General features: G+C 70.6%; 20 protein-coding genes. 1 reads left to right on the top strand and 19 read right to left on the bottom strand.

The annotated features are described in order from the left end of the window. Window positions 1–34: 34 nt before the first annotated feature. Both cls and VPH61_RS05700 read right to left on the bottom strand, forming a co-directional pair. Window positions 35–1,501, bottom strand: coding sequence for a cardiolipin synthase (cls, locus tag VPH61_RS05705; protein WP_332062563.1), 1,467 nt, complete (start codon window positions 1,499–1,501; stop codon window positions 35–37). Window positions 1,502–1,506: 5 nt separating this feature from the next. After that, window positions 1,507–1,683 (bottom strand): hypothetical protein, encoded by a 177-nt coding sequence (locus VPH61_RS05700; protein ID WP_056011093.1) that lies wholly within the window; start codon window positions 1,681–1,683, stop codon window positions 1,507–1,509. A 108-nt stretch (window positions 1,684–1,791) separates the two neighbouring features. Between VPH61_RS05700 and VPH61_RS05695 the strand changes: the two genes are divergently transcribed. Further along, window positions 1,792–4,584 carry a family 20 glycosylhydrolase gene (locus tag VPH61_RS05695; RefSeq protein WP_332062562.1) on the top strand — a complete coding sequence of 931 codons (2,793 nt, stop codon included), beginning with the start codon at window positions 1,792–1,794 and terminating at the stop codon, window positions 4,582–4,584. A 162-nt stretch (window positions 4,585–4,746) separates the two neighbouring features. Here the strand turns inward: VPH61_RS05695 and VPH61_RS05690 are convergent, their stop codons facing one another. The 17 genes from VPH61_RS05690 to tilS form a co-directional block, all read right to left on the bottom strand. After that, window positions 4,747–5,586, bottom strand: a complete 840-nt coding sequence (locus VPH61_RS05690) for an endonuclease domain-containing protein (protein ID WP_332062561.1) — start codon at window positions 5,584–5,586, stop codon at window positions 4,747–4,749. A gap of 213 nt (window positions 5,587–5,799) precedes the next feature. Beyond that, window positions 5,800–5,949 (bottom strand): hypothetical protein, encoded by a 150-nt coding sequence (locus tag VPH61_RS05685; RefSeq protein WP_332062560.1) that lies wholly within the window; start codon window positions 5,947–5,949, stop codon window positions 5,800–5,802. 43 nt (window positions 5,950–5,992) lie between these two features. Then, window positions 5,993–7,525 (bottom strand): lysine--tRNA ligase, encoded by a 1,533-nt coding sequence (lysS, locus tag VPH61_RS05680; RefSeq protein WP_332062559.1) that lies wholly within the window; start codon window positions 7,523–7,525, stop codon window positions 5,993–5,995. 78 nt (window positions 7,526–7,603) lie between these two features. Then, window positions 7,604–8,470: a pantoate--beta-alanine ligase gene (gene panC / locus VPH61_RS05675; RefSeq protein ID WP_332062558.1), complete on the bottom strand. Its 867-nt coding sequence runs from the start codon at window positions 8,468–8,470 to the stop codon at window positions 7,604–7,606. Next, on the bottom strand, window positions 8,467–9,225 hold the full coding sequence (locus VPH61_RS05670; RefSeq protein WP_332062557.1) for a Rossmann-like and DUF2520 domain-containing protein: 759 nt from the start codon (window positions 9,223–9,225) through the stop codon (window positions 8,467–8,469). Before VPH61_RS05670 ends, panC begins: the two co-directional genes overlap by 4 nt. Beyond that, window positions 9,215–11,062, bottom strand: a complete 1,848-nt coding sequence (locus VPH61_RS05665; protein WP_332062556.1) for a PH domain-containing protein — start codon at window positions 11,060–11,062, stop codon at window positions 9,215–9,217. Before VPH61_RS05665 ends, VPH61_RS05670 begins: the two co-directional genes overlap by 11 nt. Continuing rightward, complete coding sequence (locus tag VPH61_RS05660; RefSeq protein ID WP_332062555.1) at window positions 11,059–11,661, bottom strand: PH domain-containing protein; 603 nt, start codon at window positions 11,659–11,661, stop codon at window positions 11,059–11,061. Before VPH61_RS05660 ends, VPH61_RS05665 begins: the two co-directional genes overlap by 4 nt. Then, window positions 11,654–12,127, bottom strand: coding sequence for a DUF3180 domain-containing protein (locus tag VPH61_RS05655; RefSeq protein WP_332062554.1), 474 nt, complete (start codon window positions 12,125–12,127; stop codon window positions 11,654–11,656). The genes VPH61_RS05660 and VPH61_RS05655 overlap by 8 nt, the downstream gene beginning before the upstream one ends. Beyond that, window positions 12,124–12,609, bottom strand: a complete 486-nt coding sequence (folK, locus tag VPH61_RS05650) for a 2-amino-4-hydroxy-6-hydroxymethyldihydropteridine diphosphokinase (RefSeq protein WP_332062553.1) — start codon at window positions 12,607–12,609, stop codon at window positions 12,124–12,126. The genes VPH61_RS05655 and folK overlap by 4 nt, the downstream gene beginning before the upstream one ends. Further along, entirely contained in the window at window positions 12,606–12,992 is a 387-nt protein-coding gene (folB, locus tag VPH61_RS05645; RefSeq protein WP_332062552.1) for a dihydroneopterin aldolase, read from the bottom strand. Before folB ends, folK begins: the two co-directional genes overlap by 4 nt. Next, a complete protein-coding gene (folP, locus tag VPH61_RS05640) occupies window positions 12,985–13,797 on the bottom strand; it encodes a dihydropteroate synthase (protein ID WP_332062551.1) in 813 nt (270 codons plus the stop codon). The genes folB and folP overlap by 8 nt, the downstream gene beginning before the upstream one ends. Next, a complete protein-coding gene (gene folE, locus VPH61_RS05635) occupies window positions 13,790–14,386 on the bottom strand; it encodes a GTP cyclohydrolase I (RefSeq protein ID WP_332062550.1) in 597 nt (198 codons plus the stop codon). The genes folP and folE overlap by 8 nt, the downstream gene beginning before the upstream one ends. A gap of 41 nt (window positions 14,387–14,427) precedes the next feature. After that, window positions 14,428–16,446 (bottom strand): ATP-dependent zinc metalloprotease FtsH, encoded by a 2,019-nt coding sequence (ftsH, locus tag VPH61_RS05630; protein ID WP_332062549.1) that lies wholly within the window; start codon window positions 16,444–16,446, stop codon window positions 14,428–14,430. A 106-nt stretch (window positions 16,447–16,552) separates the two neighbouring features. Further along, window positions 16,553–17,269, bottom strand: coding sequence for a DUF2652 domain-containing protein (locus VPH61_RS05625; RefSeq protein ID WP_332062548.1), 717 nt, complete (start codon window positions 17,267–17,269; stop codon window positions 16,553–16,555). A 59-nt stretch (window positions 17,270–17,328) separates the two neighbouring features. Further along, window positions 17,329–19,014, bottom strand: a complete 1,686-nt coding sequence (locus VPH61_RS05620; RefSeq protein ID WP_332062547.1) for an MFS transporter — start codon at window positions 19,012–19,014, stop codon at window positions 17,329–17,331. A gap of 68 nt (window positions 19,015–19,082) precedes the next feature. After that, the gene (hpt, locus tag VPH61_RS05615) at window positions 19,083–19,634 is read right to left on the bottom strand and encodes a hypoxanthine phosphoribosyltransferase (RefSeq protein WP_056011130.1); all 552 of its coding nucleotides are present in this window, start codon (window positions 19,632–19,634) and stop codon (window positions 19,083–19,085) included. Between the two features lie 105 nt (window positions 19,635–19,739). Further along, complete coding sequence (tilS, locus tag VPH61_RS05610; RefSeq protein ID WP_332062546.1) at window positions 19,740–20,882, bottom strand: tRNA lysidine(34) synthetase TilS; 1,143 nt, start codon at window positions 20,880–20,882, stop codon at window positions 19,740–19,742. Window positions 20,883–20,963 lie beyond the last annotated feature (81 nt).

Genomic DNA, 20,963 nt, shown 5'->3' with positions numbered 1-20,963 from the left:
CGGCCGGCGCGCGGCCGCGGCATCCGCTCGCCGACTACTGGAGCGCCGAGGAGAGCCGCGCGAGGTTGTCGAGCACCGTCGACCGCAGCGGCTGCTTCATCCAGTCGTCGAGGGTCAGCTCACGACTGTCGCGGCGGTAGCCGTCTTCGACGGCGCGCATCTCGCGCACGAACGAGGCCCCGCGCACGAGGAGCGAGATCTCCATGTTGAGCTCGAACGAGCGGATGTCCATGTTGCTCGAGCCGATCACCGCGACGTCGTCGTCGATCGTGAAGTGCTTGGAGTGCAGGATGTACGGCGCCTTGTACATGTAGATCTTGACGCCGCCGCGCAGCAGCGCCTCGTAGTACGAGCGCTGCGCGTGGTACACGAGGGCCTGGTCGCCGATCTCCGACACGAAGAGCTCGACGTGGATGCCGCGCTGGGTGGCGCCGCTGATCGCGCGCAGCATCGCCTCGTCGGGCACGAAGTACGGGCTCGTGATGATGATGCGCTCTTCGGCGGCGTACAGCAGCGCGAGGAAGAGCTTCAGGTTGTTCTCGTTCGGGTACCCCGGCCCGCTCGGCACCACCTGGCAGTCGAGGTCCTGAGCCTCGCCCGGCTGGTCGAGCAGCAGCGCGAGGTCGCGCTCGGGCTCCTCGCCGGTCTCGAGGTACCAGTCGGTGGCGAAGATGGCGTCGAGTCCCGCGACGATCGGGCCTTCGACGCGCGTCACGAGTTCCTTCCATTTCAGGCCTCGACGGATGTTGCTGCGCTTGTTGTAGCTGCGATCGATGATGTTCTGCGATCCCATGAAGCCGACGTCGCCGTCGACGACGAGGATCTTGCGGTGGTTGCGCAGGTCGGGCCGCTGGTACTTGCCCTTCAGCGGCTGCACCGGAAGCATGAGCTGCCACCGCACGCCCATCTCCGTCAGTCGCTTGAGGGTCGTGCGATAGCCCTTCACGCGCAACGACGCGACATGGTCGAGCATGAGGCGCACGTCGACGCCGCGCGCGACCGCCTCGCCGAGGGCGTCGAAGAACGGTGCCGTGGTGGCGTCGAGGGCGAGGATGTAGAACTCGACGTGCACGTAGCGCTTGGCACCGCGAACCGCGTCGGTCATCGCATCGAGCGACCCCTGGTAGTCGCCGATGAGGCTCGCGCTGTTCGAGCCGATGAGCGGCATCGAGCCGAGGTTGCGGTTCAGCCGCACGACGCCCTCGAACCATCCGGGCCAGTGGCCGGGGTCGCTGACCCGTTCGACGCCGTGGGTGGACTCGCGGATGTAGCGGTCGACCTCTGCCTGCTTCTGACGGCGGTGCTTCGGCAGCTTCGGGTTTCCGATGAGCAGGAAGAAGAACACCCCGATGAACGGGAGGAAGAAGATCGCGAGGAGCCACGCCATGCCCGCGGTCGGGCGGCGGTTGCGCGGCACGACGATGATCGCGGTCACGCGGATGATCAGGTCGAAGACGACGACGATGCCGGCGAAGAGGAGCGCCGTCTGCTCCGACGTCATGCCGGTCAGGCTGCCGGTCGGTGCTCGGCGAGCTTGGCCCGCTCCTCAGCCTCGATGCGGGAGTAGGCCTTGCGCTCGTTGCGGTCGGCGTGGATCACCGCGCGCATCACGAACCAGAAGATGAGGCCGATGAGCACGGTCGGCGCCAGCGACCAGATCGCATTCGCCCAGAATTCGTCCATAGGACCACCAGACTACCTGCTCGTTTCGCGAATACCTCTTTTGTTAGTTTCGCTAACATACTAAGCTCGCCCCAAGTTCCAGCGCCGCTGGGCGATCAAGGAGGATCAATGACGATTTCACTGCATCGAACCGTGGCGCGGCTGGGGGGTGTGCTCGCGGGCGTCCTGGTCGCCGGCAGCCTGCTCACAGCGCCCGCGGCGAGCGCCGAACCCGCCTCGACGAACGTGGCCCTGTCCGCCAACGGCGCCGTCGCGACGGCCTCGGGCGCCGAACTTGCGAAATGGGCGGCACCCATGGCGAACGACGGCGTTCGCTCCCTGCTGCCGAACGGCGAGCAGTCGCGCTGGTCGTCGAACTACAGCGACAGCGCCTGGCTGCAGGTGCAGCTCGCCGCGCCCACCGTGCTCGACCACGTCACCCTGCGCTGGGAAGCCGCCTGCGCCGCCCAGTACAGGATCCAGGTCTCCGACGACGGAGCGTCCTGGCACGACGCGAGCGGCGTGCTCAACGGCACGTGCGACGGCATCGATCGCGTACAGCTGACCACGGCCGGCGAGGTGTCGTACGTGCGCATGCAGGGCATCAAGCGCACCCCGATCGGCGCCGGCTTCTACGGCATGTCGCTGTGGGAGTTCGAGGCGTGGACCGGCGCCGAGCCCAAGGCGGTCGCTCCGCTCGGCCTCGTGCCCGTGCCCGCGACGGTGACGCCGCAGGACGGCGACGGCTTCTCCCTCACCGCGGCCTCCCGCATCATCACCGCCCCCGCGTTCGGCGATGCGGCTGCTCGTCTGGCCGAGGTGCTCCGGGCCTCGACCGGGTACGATCTTCCGGTCGTCGAGACCGGCGAGCCCGCGGCATCCGACATCGTGCTGGTCTCCGACGCCGCCGTCGGCGACGGCAACGCCGAAGCCTATGAACTCAGCGCGACGGCGAACGGTGCCCGCATCGCCGCCGCCGATGCGCACGGCGCGTTCAACGGCACGCAGACCCTGCGGCAGCTGTTCCCTGCCGCCGCCGAGTCGCCGACCGTCGTGCAGGCCGACTGGTCGACGCCCGCCCTCGAGATCGACGACGCACCCCGCTTCGGCTACCGCGGCGTCATGCTCGACGTCGCCCGCTCGTTCCAGACGGTCGATGAGGTCAAGGAGATCATCGACGCGATCGCGTCGTTCAAGATGAACGTGCTGCACCTGCACCTCGCCGACGACCAGGGCTGGCGCATCGAGATCACCAACGAGGGCCGTGCAGAAGGCGACACGATCGACTACTCGCTGCTGACCACGGTCTCGGGTGCCAGGGCGATGACGCAGGGCGGTTACGCCGGCGAGGCCGGGCGCACCGGCTTCTACACGCAGGCCGACTACCAGGAGCTCGTCGCCTACGCCGACGACCGCTTCGTGCAGATCGTGCCCGAGATCGACCTGCCGGGTCACACCAACGCGGCACTCGGCGCGATCCCGCAGCTGAACACCCCCGGCTCGTCGCACCCCGCGACGGCGACCCAGCCGACCGCACCGCACAACGGCACGGGCGCCGTCGGATACTCCTACCTCGACCCCGACAGCGAGGTGACCTTCACCTTCATCGAGCACGTGCTCGGTCAGCTCTCGGGCCTCACCACGGGTGACCTGATCCACATCGGCGGCGACGAGTCGCACGACATGGTGGCGCGCTACGGCCAGGCGAAGTTCAACGCCTTCGTCGCACGCGTGCTCGGCATCGTGCACGACCTCGGCAAGAGCGCCAACGGCTGGAACGAGATCGCGCGCACCACCTCGGCGCTGCAGGCGGGCGACAAGGTGCAGTACTGGGCCGGCTCGACCGCCGAGCTTCCCGCCGCCGCAGCGGCCGGCGCGCAGATCGTCGCCTCTCGCGGCTCGAGTTCGTACCTCGACATGAAGTACAACGCGAAGACGCCGATCGGGCTCACCTGGGCCTGCTCGGGCATCTGCGACCTCACGCAGTACTACTCGTGGAACCCCGGCACCTTCGTGAGCGGTCTCACCGAGGCGCAGGTCGCCGGACCCGAGGCGCCGATGTGGAGCGAGACGATCCGCGGCGGCGACCAGGCCGAGTTCATGATGTTCCCGCGGGCGATCGCCCACGCCGAGATGGGCTGGTCGCCGCAGGCCAAGCGCGACGTCGCCGACTTCACGCAGCGCGTGGGCGTGGTCGGTGCGCGGCTGACCGCGGCGGGTGTCAACTACTACGACACCTCCCAGGCGACCTGGTTCGCCCAGGGTGCGGGCCTTGCAGCCGAAGCGGATGCCGCGGTGCCGACCACCCTCGCGATCGCACGGTTCTTCGCACCCGGCACCAAGGTGGCGGCCGACGGCGCGACGATCTCGACCGACCTCGTGAACGATGCCGACGGCGTCAGCAGGAGCGAGTTCGACGGAACGTTCGGCGCGACAATCGAGTGGGGCGACGGCACGAGTTCTGCGGCGACGTTCACCGCCGAGAAGGCGCGCGGCGTGCTGAACTCCTCCGGCGCGTACGTGATCTCGGGCTCGCATGCCTACGACGCGGGCGGCTCGCAGAGCGGCCGGGTCGTGGGCTCCGACGGCCGGGTCGTCGCCGAGTTCACCGTGCAGGTCACGGCTTCGGAGACCGTCGCGTTCGAGGCGACCGCCGAGACCCGCTGCATCGGGTCGAAGGCGTACGTGGCCGTGCGTGCGACGAACGGCGAAGCGGCTCCGATCGCGCTGACGATACAGTCAGCCTTCGGCGAGAAGTCGTTCTCGGCCGTCGCGGCAGGCAAGAACGCCACGCACTCGTTCGCGGTGCGCTCGGCGAGCGTGCCCGCGGGTGAGGTCACCGTCACGGCGACGCGCACTGTCGACGGCGCAACGGTCTCGGCGACGAAGACCGTGGGCTACAGCGCGCGCAGCTGCGGCTAGCAGGATGAGACGCGGCCCGGATGGCGGTTCCCCGCCGTCCGGGCCGCTTCGTCGTCTTGCCGGTGCAGGCTCGGTCGTCGAAACAGGTGCCGCAGACCTGCCGTTCACCGAAACAGGAGTCTGCGACCTGCGTCAATCGCAATCCCCTGTCATGGCGACACATCACGGCCGGCCCGCCGCGAGCAAGGCCCGGATCACCGCGACGCAGGTCGCGAGGTCTAGCATCACCTGCTCGTGGCCGAACCGATGCCAGCGGTAGCCCCGGAGCACCAGGGCGGTGTTCCGCTTGCGGTCGAGTGCGACGGCTTCATGGCCGTCGTGCCATCTCGAACCGTCCGCCTCGATCACGAGCCACCCGTCGATCAAGAGGTCGACGCGACCGACCCCCGGGATCTCGACCTGCGACTCCACCGACCATCCCTCGTCGAGGATCGCGAGCCGCAGCAGCGTCTCGAGTCCTGATTGCGCCGAGCCGTCGAGACGGCGACGAAGGCGTCGGATGCGTCGCGGCATCCGTCGCATGATTCGATCGCGCCCCTCGGCGGTGAGGAGCCGTCGGTTCGTCGCGCTGTCGATCGATGCGATCGCGTGCCGCGGGTCGGCGATGCGAGGCAGGTGCTGGATGAGCGCGGCTTCGACGGTGACACGCCATCGCACGTCGCCGTGCGGGAGGTCATCGCGCCACAGGCGGTACTCGCCGGGCCGCAACGCCGGCAGTCGGCTCGCCGTCGTCGGCGTCGAGATGCACAGGCCGGTGCGGTGCGACAGCCAGACCCCGTAGCTCTCGAGCGCGCTCTCGCCACCGAGGATGCCGCGCAGTTCGATCGCGCGGCGCGCAGCCGCCGGCGCGTGGGAGGACGCGAGCCAGGATCGACCGATCCGGGTCACCTCGCCGCTGACGACGGCTGCTCGGAGGGCTCGCGCGGTGTGCCCGAGGCTCTGGAGCTGACTGCGGGTCGCGAGTCCGTGGAACCGACGCACATCGGCATGGAGATCTCTCATCCGACCGAGGATGCCGCGAGATCGGCTGTGCGTGGCCGTGGGACGACCTTCCGTGGGTCACCATCACGGAACACATGGTGGGGAGGAGGAGAGCGCCGTCGCGGGAACAGGAGATATCGAGCGAAACCGGCGCGGGACACCTGTTCTCGACGTCGGCAGGTCGGCGGTTCCTGCAATCGTCGTTCGCGGGGCTTCAGCCAGCGGTGCTGGGGGTCAGCCGGCGGTGATGATGCCCCAGATGCCGGAGCCGAGCAGGTAGAGGCCGATCGCGCCCACGACGATCCAGATGCCGAGGCGCGCATTCGACGGCCGCTTCGGATCCTTCTCGGGCTCGAGTTCGCCCTTCGGCAGGTAGTCGTTCATGCGCGGCATCCGCTCTCTCGTCGATTCACGTGACCGGGCCCGCTCACTTGACCAGGGGGAAGAGGATCGTCTCGCGGATGCCGAGGCCGGTGAGGGCCATCAGCAGGCGATCGATGCCCATGCCCATGCCGCCCGACGGCGGCATGCCGAACTCGAGCGCGCGCAGGAACTCCTCGTCGAGGCGCATCGCCTCGGGGTCTCCCCCGGCGGCCAGCTTCGCCTGCTCCACGAAGCGCTCGCGCTGCACGACGGGGTCGACGAGCTCTGAATAGCCGGTCGCGAGCTCGAAGCCGCGGATGTAGAGGTCCCACTTCTCGACGACGCCCGGGATCGAGCGGTGCTCGCGCACGAGGGGCGAGGTGTCGAGCGGGAAGTCCATGACGAAGGTCGGGCGCACAAGGCCCGTCTTCACGTGGTGCTCCCAGAGCTCTTCGACGTACTTGCCGGGCAGCGGGTGGTCGACCTCGATGCCGGCCTCGTCGGCGAGCTGCTTCAGTCGCTCGACCGGGGTCGAGGAGGTGATCGTCTCGCCGATCGCCTCGGACAGCGAGTCGTACATCGAGATGCGCGCCCAGTCGCCGCCGAGGTCGAAGTCGGTGCCGTCGGCCCAGGTCACGACGTGCGAGCCCGAGGTGGCGACCGCGGCATCCTGGATCAGCTGCTGCGTGAGGTCGGCGATCGTGTTGTAGTCGCCGTACGCCTCGTAGGCCTCGAGCATCGCGAACTCGGGGCTGTGCGTCGAGTCGGCGCCCTCGTTGCGGAAGTTGCGGTTGATCTCGTAGACGCGCTCGATGCCGCCGACGACGGCGCGCTTGAGGTACAGCTCTGGCGCGATGCGCAGGTAGAGATCGGTGTCGAACGCGTTCGAGTTCGTGACGAACGGGCGAGCGGATGCCCCGCCGTGCATGACCTGCAGCATCGGCGTCTCGACCTCGATGAAGCCGAGCGAGTCGAAGGTGCGGCGCAGGCTCGCGTTGACCTTCGCACGGTCGATGACGTTCTTGCGCGCCTGCTCGCGGGAGATCAGGTCGAGGTAGCGGCTGCGCACGCGCATCTCTTCGGAGAGCTCGTTGTGCAGGTTCGGCAGCGGCAGGATCGCCTTCGAGGCGATGCGCCACTCCTTCACCATGATCGAGAGCTCGCCGCGGCGGCTCGTGATGACCTCGCCGGCCACGAAGACGTGGTCGCCCAGGTCGACGAGGTCCTTCCACTCGGCGAGCGACTCCTCGCCGACCTCGGCGAGGGAGACCATCGCCTGGATGCGGCTGCCGTCGCCCGCCTGCAGCGTCGCGAAGCACAGCTTGCCCGTGTTGCGCGAGTGCACGACGCGGCCGGCGACGCCGACCTGCTCGCCGCTCGCCTCGTCGACGCCGAGCCCCACGAAGCGGTCGCGCACCTCGGGAATCGTCGCCGTGATCGGCAGTCGCACGGGATAGGCACCGAAGGCGCGGTCGTCGGATGCCGCGATCAGCCGTTCGCGCTTGGCGAGACGCACGGCCTTCTGCTCGGAGATCTCAGCGGCGCTGATCTCCTCGGCAGTGGGCTCGGGCGTGGCATCCGTCTGGTTCTCGGCCATCGTTCTCTCTCGTCATGCGGCAGTACCGTCTGTACTGACTGAGTGCGTGCACCAGCCTACTTGGGCGCTCGTGGCGCGTCAGCCGAGCGTGATGGCGGCGTTGTCGATGAGGCGTGTCGCGCCGACGCGCGCGGCGACGAGCACGACGGCCGGGCCACGCGCTTCGTCGGCCACGGGCAGGAACGTCTCGGGGTCGACGACCACGAGGTAGTCGAGGGTGACGTCGTCGTGGTCGCCGAAGGCGGCGGCGCCCTCGGCGAGCACCTCGGCGAGGCCGTCGGGCGCCGCGGCATCCGCTGCCCGAAGGGCTTCGCTCAGGGTGAGCGCGGCGGCGCGGTGACCCGGCTCGAGGAAGCGATTGCGGCTCGAGAGCGCGAGGCCGTCGGTCTCGCGCACGGTCGGCACGACCTCGATCGCGGTGGGCACGTCGAGGTCGCCCACCATGCGGCGCACGAGGAAGACCTGCTGCGCGTCCTTCTGGCCGAAGACCGCGACGTCGGGGCCCACGATGTTCAGCAGCTTGCCGACGACGGTCAGCATGCCGTCGAAGTGACCGGGCCGCGAAGCGCCCTCGTAGAGCGACCCGACCCGGCCGGCCGTGATCGTCGTGCCGACGGCGCCGTGCGGGTACATCTCGATGACGCTCGGCGCGAAGACGAACTCGACCCCGAGGCCGTCGAGTGCCTCGACGTCGGCCTCGAGCGTGCGCGGGTAGCGGTCGAGGTCTTCGCCGGGGCCGAACTGCAGCGGGTTCACGAAGATCGACACGACGACGACGTCGGCGAGCTCGCGAGCGTGCTCGACGAGCGCCAGATGGCCGGCGTGCAGTGCGCCCATGGTGGGCACGAGGGCGACGGATGCCCCGGCCGCACGCCGCTCGGCGAGCCGTTCGCGCAGCTCGTCGATGGTCGGTACGACACGTGCGCCAGACGCGGATGCGGTCACGCGCCACCCCCAAGCGGCCAGTCGGAATCGGCCTCGTCGATCGTACCGGCACCCTCGGAGTAGGCACCGCTGTCGTGCCGCGCGAGCGCATTCTCGACCGCGCTGCGCACGAGCGGGGCGAGCACCGCTCCGGGCCTCGCGACGCCGATGCCGTCGAGGAGGCCGCTGGCCTGGTCGACGATCGCGGTCGAGAACGAGACGGCGGTGTCGATCGCCTCGCCGTAGGCGGCGCGATCGCGCTCGGCCACGATGACGGGCTCACCGCCCATCTCGACGACGAGCGCCTGACCGATCGGCAGCACGGGCGCGGGCGCGGTGACGGCGAACCACGTGCCCGGCAGGCGGGCGAGGTCGATGCTCGTGCCGGTGAAGCTCATCGCCGGATGCACGGCGAGCGGAATGGCGCCCGCGAGGCGCGCCGGGTCGAGCACGGCGGTGCCGAACCGGGCTACGGTGTGCAGCACGAGCTGACCCGGCTGCCAGGCGCCTGCCTCGGCGAGCCCGGCGACGAGCGGGCCGAGTTCCGCCTCGGGCACGGCGAGCAGCACGAGCTCGCTGCGCTCGATGATCTCGGGGATCGGCAGCACCGGCACCGACGGCAGCATGGTCGCCGCCCGTTCACGGCTCTCCTCGGAGACGGCGGCGATGCCCGTGAGGGCGTGTCCGGCGCCCGCGAGCGCCGAGGCGAGCACGGCGCCGACGCGTCCGGCACCGATGGTGCCGACGCCGAGGCGTCCGGGTCGGTCAGTCGACATGGTGCGGCTCCGTCTGGTGGGCAGCGTCGGGCACGGATGCCGCGGGCTGCGGTGCGACCGGCGCGGCGGATGCCTCGGCCGGTGCGACCGGCGCGGCGGATGCCGCGGCGACGCCCACGCTCGCCCCCCAGTGATGGGACGTGTCGCTCGCCGCGCGTTCGATCGCCTCGTGTGCGAGTCGTTCGAAGAGTGCCGTCGCGACGGGCAGGTCGGCGACGGGTACCACGGCGCTGACGGGGCCGGTCACAGTGTGCAGCCGGAGGGTCGCGAGGTCGAGTGCCCGCTCGATCGGGCCGACCGACAGGGCGACCGACTGCATGCGCGCGAGCGGCACGAGGCTGAGGCTGCGGATGAGCGCGCCACGGCGGATGACGGCGACGCCCGCCGTCTCGGCGAGGCCGATGCGCCGCCAGGAGAACGGCCGCAGCCACGCCGCGCGCTTCGGAGTGACCGAGAAGCCGCCGTCATCGCCCCGGCCCACGAGGCCGGCGTCGACGAGTGGCTCGACCTCGGCCGCGGCGTCGGGCAGCAGCAGGGCGAGCACGCGGTGCACGTCGTCCACGGTGCCGACCGGCAGCACGATCGTGCGCTGTGCGGCCTCGCCCGAGGCCGAGATCGACTGCCCTGCGACGTTGATGCGTACCGACCACCAGCCGAACGGCCGCCAGAACACCCACTGGGTGGCCTCGACGGCGTGCACGCGCCCCGGCGGGATCGTCTGGTTGCCGGTCGAGAGCAGTCCGTGGCCGATGCGCACGCCGTCGGGCGTGCCGGCGATCGAGTAGCGCAGCGACTTCGTGATGCGCGACCACATGTAGCTGATGAGACCGATCGCCGCGGGCACGAAGCTGAAGAGCACCCAGGTCTGGCCGCTGGTGACGCCGACCACGATGATCGCGACGAGGATGATCGCCCACATCGTCGACCCGCCGAGCAGCGTCGATCCGATCACCCGGCCGAGCGGCAGGTGCACGACCGACTCGGGCGAGGCGAGGTCGGGGTCGAGCTCGGGGGCCAGGAACTCGTCGACCCTCTGCGTGACGAGCGCGCCGGCGCGGGCCGTGACCGGGGTGCGGCGACCTGCGGCATCGGTGTCGGCAGCGGTCGCGCCGGGCTCGTGCACGGCGCCAGGCTCCTGCACGGCGCCGGGGCTCGCCACGGCTCCGTGCACGGGCACCGCCGACGCATCCGCTCGGCTCTCGACCGCGCCGTCAGGAGCGGCGGCACCCTGCGCCCGCTCGGCCCGCGCGCCCGAGGCGAGACGCAGCACATCGGCGCGCAGGGCATCGGCGAGGGACGACCCCAGGTAGGCGAGCTGCACGTTCGCCGACTGGCCGGCGACCGAGATCTCGAGCTTGGCGGTGCCGAACAGCCGCGCGAAGAGCGGGCGATTGACGTTGATGCCCTGGATGCGATCAAGGCGAGCGCTCCGATGCGAACGGAACAGGATGCCGCTGCGCACCTCGACCGCCTCGTGCGTCACCCGGAACGAGTGCATGCGCCACGAGAGCCAGAACCCGATGACGACTGCGACGATGATCGCTGCGAGACCGAGCAGCGCCCAGCCCACGAGGCCGTTCGACACGATGCCGCCGACCGGGTCGTTCGCCCAGTCCTGCTGCCACTCGCCGTACTCGGCATCGAGACTCTCGCCCGACTCGGGCGCGAAGATCGCGAGGAAGATCTCGATGACCCGCTCGCGGAGGTTCGCGATGATGAAGCCGAGCGCGGCGATGAACACGAGTCCGCCGCGCAGCAGCGGGCTCGCCGGGTGCAGGCGATGCCACTCGCCGTCGGCGAGGTGCACCGCTGTCTGCGGGCGGGCTGTACCGCTCACAGCCCCGCCCGGCGCGACTCGGCGAGGGCGACGAGCTCGTCGCGCAGGCGATCGGCCTCTTCCATCGGCAGCCCGGGCACCGTGACGGCGCTCGACGCCGCAGCGGTCACGAACTTGAGGTCGGCCAGCCCGAGGGCGCGTGCGACGGGGCCGCGCGTGATGTCGACGAGCTGCATGCGCCCATAGGGCACGGCGACCTGGCGCTGGAACATGATGCCGCGGCGGAAGAGCAGGTCGTCGGCGCGCAGTCGGTACTGGATCGACCGCACGCGGCGCGGCTCGAACGCGATGCCCACGAGCGACACCACGGCGATCGCACCGGCGACCCACAGGGCCCACTGCCAGTCGAGCAGGAAGTGGGCGCCGAGCGCGAGGCCCACGAAGATCACCATGCCGATGATCGAGCCCACGACCTCGACGAGCACGTACTTGGGCGAGACCCGCAACCAGCCGGTGTCGGATGCCGCGGGCTGCTGCGGCTCGAGGGGCTGCTGCGACTCGTCGGCCTGCTGCGCCTGCTGGAGCCCTTGCACCTCCTGATGCTGCCGGGGCTCGTCGTGCTCGGTCTCGTCGGGTTGGACGCCGGGCGCCTCAGGCATGCGCGTGCTCTTCCTTCTCGGTGTCGGTGTCGTCGGGCGGGAGGGTGCAGAAGAACTCGGCGATGAGCCCGCCCGCCATGAGGAGCGCGGCGCCGACCGCGGTGGCGACGGCGAGCCAGATGGTCGCGGGCGTCGGAAGCACGCTGCGCGTGACCAGGAACAGGGTGATGCCGAGGCCGAACCCGAGCATGAGCGCTCCGCTCAGGCTGCACGCCTTCGCGAGCACGGCGGTGCGCATGGCCCGGAACGGGTCGAGGTGCTTGGTCGTCTTGGCCTTCACGGCCCTGCGCACCGGCCACGCGAACGCCACGACGAGCGCCGCGACGCCCGCGAGGGTGATCGGGAGCGAGATGGGGGGCACGATCGCCTTCGCCCCGTTCGAGACGATCGCGAGGTCGATGAGGTACCCGGCGACCGCGCCCGCGAGCACGAAGGCGATGACGGTCGAGGGGTGCGTGCGCTTCATCGGCGCACCACCTCGTCGGCGGCCTCGGCGCGGAGCGCGGCGATCGGCCCGTGGCCGGCGAGCTCGGCGTCGGGTTCGACGTCGAGCCACGGCGCCAGCACGAACGCCCGCTGCCAGGCGCGCGGATGGGGAAGCGTCAGCCGTTCGTCGTCGAGCACGACACCATCGACGTCGATGAGGTCGAGGTCGAGCGTGCGGTCGCCCCAGTGCTCGGTCCGCAACCGGCCGTGCGCGAGCTCGATGCCCTGCAGCAGCTCGAGCAGCGAGTGCGGCTCGAGCACCGTTTCGACCACGACGACGCCGTTCAGGTAGCGCGGCGCGTCGTCGTCGACACCGGAGTCCTTGACGGCCGGCGTCTCATAGACGGGCGACACCGCCACGAGGTCGACACCGGATGCCTCGGCGAGCTCGCCGACCGCAGCGATGATCGTCGCTTCGCGGTCGCCGAGGTTCGCCCCGAACGCGATGACGGCGCGGCTCATGCCCGGACCCGCACGATGGTGACGGCGACGTCGTCGAAGGGCACGGTGATGGGCGCCTGCGGCTTGTGCACGGTGACCTCGACCTCGTCGACGGCGGCGAAGCCGAGCGCGACTTCGGCGACCCGTTCGGCGACCGTCTCGATGAGGTCGACCGGGTCTCGCTCGACCGCCGCGACGACGGCCTCGGCGAGCTCGCCGTAGTGCACGGTGCGGTCGAGTTCGTCTGAGGCTGCTGCGGCCGCGAGGTCGACGGCGACCGAGACGTCGATCACGAACTCCTGCCCTTCGGCCCGCTCGAAGTCGAACACGCCATGGTGCGCGCGCACCCGGAGCCCCGTGAGGGTGATCCGGTCGCCTCGCCCGTGATTGCGCTGTTCAGTCACGTCGTCCACTCTGCCATGCGCCGAGCACGTCGAGGGCTCGGCGCGTGCCCTGCACATCGTGCACCCGCACCGCCCAGGCGCCGGCCTGTGCCGAGAGCACGCTCACGACGGCCGTCGGCAGGTCGCGGTCGGCGACGGCGGCCGCTTCGGGCAGCATCGCGCCGAGGAACCGCTTGCGCGAGGCCCCGACGAGGATCGGCAGTCCGAGCGTCGCGAGCACGTCGAGGCGGCCGAGGAGCTGCCAGTTCTGGTCGCCGCGCTTGGCGAAGCCGAGCCCGGGGTCGAGGATGAGTCGCTCGGCGGCGACCCCGGCCGCCACGAGCGCGTCGACCCGCTGCGCGAGCTCGTCGCGAACCTCGACGGCGACGTCGGTGTACTCGGCGAGCGAGTCCATGCGGTCGGAGTGGCCGCGCCAGTGCATTGCGACGTAGCGCGCGCCGGTCTCGGCGGCGATCGGGCCCATCGCCGCGTCGGCAAGGCCGGCCGAGACGTCGTTGATGATCTCGGCGCCCGCCTCGACGGCGGCCAGCGCGGTCGCCGCGCGCATCGTGTCGACGCTCACGCGGATGCCGCGGCCGGCGAGCTCGCGGATGACGGGCACGACCCGGCGCAGCTCCTCTTCGGGCTCGACCCGGGCGGCGCCCGGCCGTGTGGACTCTCCCCCGACGTCGAGGATGTCGGCGCCGTCGGCCACGAGCTCGAGTCCGTGCGCGATCGCCGCGTCGGCGTCGAACCAGCGGCCGCCGTCACTGAACGAGTCGGGCGTGACGTTCACGACGCCCATGACGAGCGTGCGATCAGGCATTCGACTGGGCCCCGATGAGCGCGATGATCTCGCTCCGGGCCGCGGGCTCCGAGAGCGCGCCGCGGCTCGCGATCGTCACCGTCGAGCTGCGCTCCTGACGGGAGCCCCGCGTCGTCACGCAGCGGTGCTGGGCGTCGAGTACGACGAGCACGCCCTTGGGGTCGAGCCCCGCGACGAGGGCGTCGGCGATCTCCTCGGCGAGCCGCTCCTGCAGCTGGGGCCGACGCGCGAGCGTGTCGACCACGGCGGGGATGCGGCCGAGCCCGACCACGCGGTCGCCCGGCAGGTAGGCCACGTGCGCGGTGCCGACGAACGGCAGCAGGTGGTGTTCGCACACCGATCGGAACGCGAGGTCGCGGAGCACGACCGCATCGGACGTCGCGGGCACGCCGGCATCCGTCGCCCCGATCGGAACCGTGTCGGCGAGGTGACTCTGCGGGTCGACGTCGAGACCGCCGAAGAAGTCGGCGTAGGCCTCGGCGACGCGTTGCGGCGTGCGCTCGAGCCCCGGTCGCGAGGGGTCTTCACCGATCGCGAGCAGGATCTCGTGCACCGCGCGCTCGATGCGCTCGGCATCCACTCCGGCCATGGCTCCCCTTCTTCGGGTCGACTGACTCGCCGTGCCCGCGACTAGGCGGTCGCGGGCCGCGGGTTCGACTGCGATGCGCGCGCCGGGGCCTCGTCTTCGGCGGGCAGCTGTTCGGAGTCGACCCCGCCGTCGACGGCGCCCTGATCGATCGGCATCTTCTCGGTCGGGAACGAGATCGGCGGCTGGTCGGAGACCGGTCGCTTGTCGCTCGAGAGCCACAGCGGGCGCTCGGGCAGCTTCTTCACGTCCTTGAAGATCTCTGCGATCTGCGTGTGGTCGAGCGTCTCCTGCTCGAGGAGCTCGGCCGCGAGCTTGTCGAGGATGTCGCGGTTGTCGTTCAGCACCTGCCACGCCTCGTCGTGCGCCTGCTCGATGAGCGAGCGCACCTCGGTGTCGACCCGTTCGGCGAGCCGCTCGGAGTAGTCGCGCTGGTGGCCCATGTCGCGGCCGAGGAAGACCTCACCGCCCGACTGGCCGAGCTTGATCGCACCGACGCTCGCGCTCATGCCGAACTCGGTGACCATCTTGCGGGCCGTCGAGGTGGCCTTCTCGATGTCGTTCGAGGCGCCGGTAGAGGGGTCGTGGAACACGATCTCCTCAGCGACACGCCCGCCCATCGCGTAGGTGAGCTGGTCGAGCAGCTCGTTGCGGCTGACCGAATACCGGTCTTCGAGCGGCATCACCATCGTGTAGCCGAGGGCACGGCCGCGCGGCAGGATCGTGATCTTCGTCACGGGGTCGGTGTAGTTCATCGCCGCCGCCGCGAGTGCGTGTCCGCCCTCGTGGTAGGCCGTGATGAGCTTCTCCTTGTCTTTCATGACACGGGAGCGGCGCTGCGGTCCGGCGATCACTCGGTCGACGGCCTCGTCGAGGGCGCGGTTGTCGATGAGCTGCGCGTTCGAGCGGGCCGTCAGCAGCGCGGCCTCATTGAGCACGTTCGCGAGGTCGGCACCGGTGAAGCCCGGGGTCTTCCGCGCGAGCACCTCGAGGTCGACGCCGTTGGCGAGCGGCTTGCCCTTCGAGTGCACCTCGAGGATCTTCTGCCGGCCCTTGTGATCGGGTGCGTCGACGCCGATCTGGCGGTCGAACCGGCCGGGGCGCAGCAGCGCGGGGTCGAGGATGTCGGGGCGGTTCGTCGCCGCGATGAGGATGACGTTGGTCTTCGGGTCGAAGCCGTCCATCTCGACGAGCAGCTGGTTGAGGGTCTGCTCGCGCTCGTCGTGCCCGCCGCCGAGGCCGGCGCCGCGGTGACGGCCGACCGCGTCGATCTCGTCGACGAAGATGATGGCGGGTGCGTTCTGCTTCGCCTGGTCGAAGAGGTCGCGCACACGGGAGGCGCCGACGCCGACGAACATCTCGACGAAGTCGGAGCCCGAGATCGAGTAGAACGGCACGCCGGCCTCACCCGCGACCGCGCGGGCGAGCAGTGTCTTGCCGGTGCCGGGAGGGCCGTAGAGCAGCACGCCCTTCGGGATGCGCGCGCCGACGGCCTGGAACTTCGCCGGCTCCTTCAGGAACTCCTTGATCTCGTGGAGCTCCTCGATCGCCTCCTCGGCGCCCGCGACGTCGTCGAAGGTGACCTTGGGGCTCTCCTTCGAGACGAGCTTCGCCTTGGACTTGCCGAACTGCATGACCTTGTTGCCGCCGCCCTGCATGCCCGACAGCATGATCCAGAAGAAGAGGCCGATGAGCACGAGCGGCAGCAGGATGCCGAGCATCGAGAGGAACCAGTTCGGCTGCGGAACTTCGTCGTTGAAGCCGTCTGCCGGGTCGGCCGCGTCGACGGCGGCCACGATGTCGGCGCCGCGCGGGGTGACGTAGTAGAACTGCACCTGCTTGCCGAGCTCGTCGTCCTCCTTCGCCAGCGTCAGGTCGACACGGTTCTCACCGTCGACGATCTTGACCGCGGCGACCTTGCCGTCGTCGAGCAGGTCGAGGCCCTCTTGCGTCGAAACCTCTTTGAAACCCGATGCGGTGATGAGGCTCGACCCGATCCACACGGCGACGATCGCGAGCAGAATGTAGATGATCGGCCCGCGCAGGATCTTCTTGATGTTCATGGTGCTCACAGGCTACATTGCAGTCGCCGAATGCCGGCCGAGTGTTCGCTGAGGGCGCGCGGAGCGTGCCCGAAGCGGACCATGAACACAGCCGCTGTGGGCGGCCTTACTGAGCGGATGCCGCGCGGCGGGTGTCGCGCATTCCGAGCATGTACGGGAGCCCCGGGCCGACCGCGGCGAACGTCTGCCCGATGCGCTTCGGCCACGAGGGTGCTCGCGTCGGCTCCGGCGCCCCCTCGAGATCGCCGACGTCGACGAAGTAGGCCCGCACGGTGCCGAAGCCCTCGAGTTCGGGCGACACCTCGCGCATGGGTGCCGTCACCGAGTGCTCGCCGGTGCGGTAGAGCTCTTCGGAGATAAGCACGTACTCGGGGATCTCGACGGGGTTCTTCAGCATGCGGTGCACCTGGATGACGTCGATGCCGACGAGCTTGATGCGGTCGCGAATCGTCTGGATCGCCACGTCGCCGACGTGCGCCACGAACTTCAGCTTGAGGTCGGCGGCCCCCTTGCACCCCTTGCACGGGCAGAGGTTCGCCGTGACGTATCGCCGCTCGAGGTGGAAGGCGCGGTGCATCGCGGCCGCGGTGTCGAGGATCTCGGGGATCGAGGCATCCGTGGCGCCCTCGTCGACCTTCCGCGAGAGGAAGGCGGCGTCGCCCTCGATCTCGATGAGGTCGAAGCCCGGGGCCGCATCGATCATGCGCTCGAGCATGCGGCCGGTGTTGACCTCGGCGTGCGCGAGGCTCATGCGGTGGGAGCTCATGTAGTCGGTGTAGCCGCCGATGTCGGCGATCAGCAGCGCGGCACGGCCGGAGTCCATGCCTCACGATCCCACTGAGGCGAGGAGTTCTCAACACCCCTGTTCGGGATGCCGGGTCGTCAGGAGGGCGGGTCCTCCAGCTGTTCGTTCGGCGAGAATCGGTCGAGCTGACCGTCGACGACGACCTCCGCCTCCTGCGCGCTCGCCGTGTATCCGAGCACGACGGGGAGGAATCGCTCGGAGCCGAGCGCCCGCAGTGCGAGGTCACTGCTCGCGACGACCGAGGCCGTACGGCGCGTCCGCCGCAGCAGCGCGATCTCGCCGAACCCCTCCCCCGGGCCGAGCGTCGCGACCACCCGGCCGTCACCGACCACGTCGGCCTCGCCCGTCTCGATCACGTAGTACCGGTCGCCGACGTCGCCCTGCGTGAACACCGCGGCACCGGCAGGCACGCCGACGGGCTCGAGCCCGCGCGCGAGCTGCTCGATCGACGGCAACGGCAGGGCGCGGAACATGGGCACCCGCCGCAGCAGCCCGATGTCGTCGTCGAGCACGTCGACGGTGCGATCCATGCCCCGGAGGCGCGGCAACGACGCGAGCGCGAGCACCGGGCACACGAGGCCGACGGCGATGAGCGCGATCTCCACGCCGAACCACTCGACGAGCGTCGAGGCGACGACGGCGCCGATGCCGATGAAGACGGCGACGAGGCTCTCGAGCACGCCGAAGACGCGGGCGAGCACCTCGTCGGGCGCCATGCGGGCGATGAGCGTGAACCCGGCGACATCGATGAGCGCGTTGCCGACGCCGACGAAGGCGAGCAGCCCGAGTGCCGGCACCTCGTACGGTGCGAGCCCGACGAGCGTGAACGGCAGGCCCCAGAGCCCGACCCCGACGGCGAACCAGACGCCCAGGCGTCCGGTGCCGACGAGCAGTGATGCGGCGAGCGACCCGAGCACCGCGCCGACGCCGACCGCGGTCATGAGCGCGCCGACCCCCGGTTCCCCGGTGTCGAGCAGTTCGATCGCGACGACGACCGAGAGCACCGTGAGGGCTCCCCTGGTCAGCGCCTGCGCCGCGGCGAGCGCGAGGATGAGCATCAGGTCGCGGTTCGCCGTGACGGCCCGCACGCCTTCGGCCGCCTCCTTCGCGAGGTTCGGGCGCCTCGGCGCCGACGGGCGCGGTGGTGCGTCGTACTTCAGTCTGGCGAGCAGGGCCGCCGCCCAGAACGAGGCGGCCGCCGCGACGGCGAACACGACGTCGACCCCCGTGAACTGGAGCAGTACGGCCGCGAGCAGCGGGCCGACGAGCGTGGCCGCCGAGTCGAGCAGCCCCCGCACGACGTTGGCGCTCGCGAGCTCGTGACCGGTGCGGCAGAGCGAGGGCAGCAGCGCGGAGTGGGCCGGCCGGTAGAGTGTCGCCGCGATCGTCGACACGATCGCGAGGGCGTAGATGACGGCCGGCGGCCCGGCCACCGCCGCCACGACCGCGGCGGCCGCCGTCGCGAGCCCGCGCACGATCGACACGAGGATCAGCACCCGCTCGCGGCGCCCCCGATCGGCGATGGGCGACAGCAGCGGGGCGAGGATCGCCGACGGTACCATGCGGAGCAGCCCGACGAGGCCGAGGGCTGCGGCACCGCCGTCACGGTACGCGACGATGCCGAGGGCGACGGTGAACGCCCACTCGGCCGTCCACGCGCCGAGGAAGCTGAGCTGGGCGCGACGCAGATTGGGATTGCGCCAGTTGCTCGTGAACGCAGCGGCAGCGTCACGCACCCTGCCGCGGCGCCGACCATCGCCCATGCGATGACTCTAGGCCTGCGGCCCCGTCACCGCGCGGGGGAATTTCAGGGCGGCGACGTCAGCAGACGTCAGGAGTAGACGTGCGGCGCGAGGATCGCGACATCCCGGAGGTTGCGGTAGTTCTCGGCGAAGTCGAGGCCGTAGCCGACGACGAACTGGTTCGGGATGTCGAAGCCGAGGTACTTGACGTCGACCGCGACCTTGGCCGCGTCGGGCTTGCGGAGCAGAGCGCAGATCTCGACCGACTTCGCGCCGCGCGACTCGAGGTTGCCGAGCAGCCAGCTGAGCGTCAGGCCCGAGTCGATGATGTCTTCCACGATCAGCACGTGACGGCCGGTGAGGTCGGTGTCGAGGTCCTTCACGATGCGCACGACGCCCGACGACTGCGTGCCGGCGCCGTAGGAGGAGACGGCCATCCAGTCCATGTTGATGTGCGGCCGCAGTTCGCGGGCGAGGTCGGCCATGACCATGACCGCGCCCTTCAGCACGCCGACGAGCAGCAGGTCTTCGCCCTCGTAGTCGGCCTCGATGCGGCGGGCGAGCTCGGCGAGCTTCGCGTGGATCTCGGCTTCGGTGACGAGCACCTCGGTCAGGTCGGCTTCGATCTCGTTCGCGTACATGGCTGCTCTCCTGGGTGTGGCGATCGGGGCACGTCGCCATGGGTGCGCGGCGAACGGATGCAACGAGCCTAATCGTCCCTCGCGGGTCGAGGAGGCGACGCTCGCTCAGTGGTCGTGGGGAAGGATCTCGGTCGACCCGGTCGTGCTCAGCACGACATGCCGGCCGGCGCGGGTCGCGAGCACACCCCCGGGCAGGTCGATCGGCCCCTGCCCGTGCCAGTCGGTCGCGAGGCGCGCGACCTCGAGCGTCTGCGCCCGAGAGAGCGAGACGCCGAACTCGCTGCCGACCACGTGCCGGATGATGCGCTGGCGCAGCGCCGCCGGGTTCGCCGCGAGGGCGCCGATCGAGATCGCGATGCCCGCCTCTGCGGGTTCGCAGATCTCCTCGATGAACTCCTCGATCTGCTCCGAGAAGGCCGCCTCGTCTTCACGGAGCTGTTCGGCGGTGCGAGCGAGCGCCTCGGCGATGCCCGGCCCGAGCTCGGCCTCGAGCACCGGCAGCACGCGTTCGCGCACCCGCACCCGGGAGTACGCGGGGTCGAGGTTGTGCGGGTCGTCCCACGGGGTGAGCCCGGCATCGACGCACGCTTGCCGTGTCTCGGCCCGGCGGATGCCGAGGAGCGGGCGGGCGTAGCGACCGGTGCGGGCCGGCATGCCCGAGAGGCTCGCAGCGCCAGAGCCTCGCGCGAGTCCGAGCAGCACGGTCTCGGCCTGGTCGTCGAGCGTGTGACCGAGCAGCACGAGGGCGGCACCGGTCTCGGCGGCCGTCTCGTCGAGCGCTGCATACCGAGCCTCGCGAGCGGATGCCTCGGGCCCGCCTGTGCTCCCAGAGCCGGTCGAAGGCACTTCGACGCGGCGCACCAGCACGGGGTCGAGCCCGAGCTCTCGCGCCGTCGCCGCCGCAGTCGCCGCGACCTCGGCCGAGCCGGGCTGCAACCCGTGGTCGACGACGACGGCGCCCGCGCGCCATCCCGAACGCGGAGCCTCGAACGCCGTGGCCGCGGCGAGCGCGAGCGAATCGGCACCGCCCGAGAGGGCCACGAGCACGAGCCCTCGCTGAGTCGCAGGAATATCGGGTGACTCGCCGGAGTCGGCATCGGCGTGTCGCGCGTCTGTTCCTTCGACTCGGCGAGGCGCCTCGGCTCCGGGCGCGAGCACGGCTCGCACCGCTCGGCGCACGTCGGCGATCGGCGGGGTCAGTCGCGGGCGGCGGGGAGCCGCGGCATCCGTCTGCTGGTCAGGAGGCATCAAGTAACCTTATTTGCCGACCCTTTCCGCGTAACCTGGTGAGCCGTCGACGCGCGCGGCGTGCGGCGTGGGAGCGACTCG

The sequence above is a fragment of the Agromyces sp. CCNWLW203 genome (assembly GCF_036576125.1).
In the GTDB taxonomy this organism is placed as follows: domain Bacteria; phylum Actinomycetota; class Actinomycetes; order Actinomycetales; family Microbacteriaceae; genus Agromyces.
This window is presented reverse-complemented; position numbering and strand designations above follow the sequence as displayed.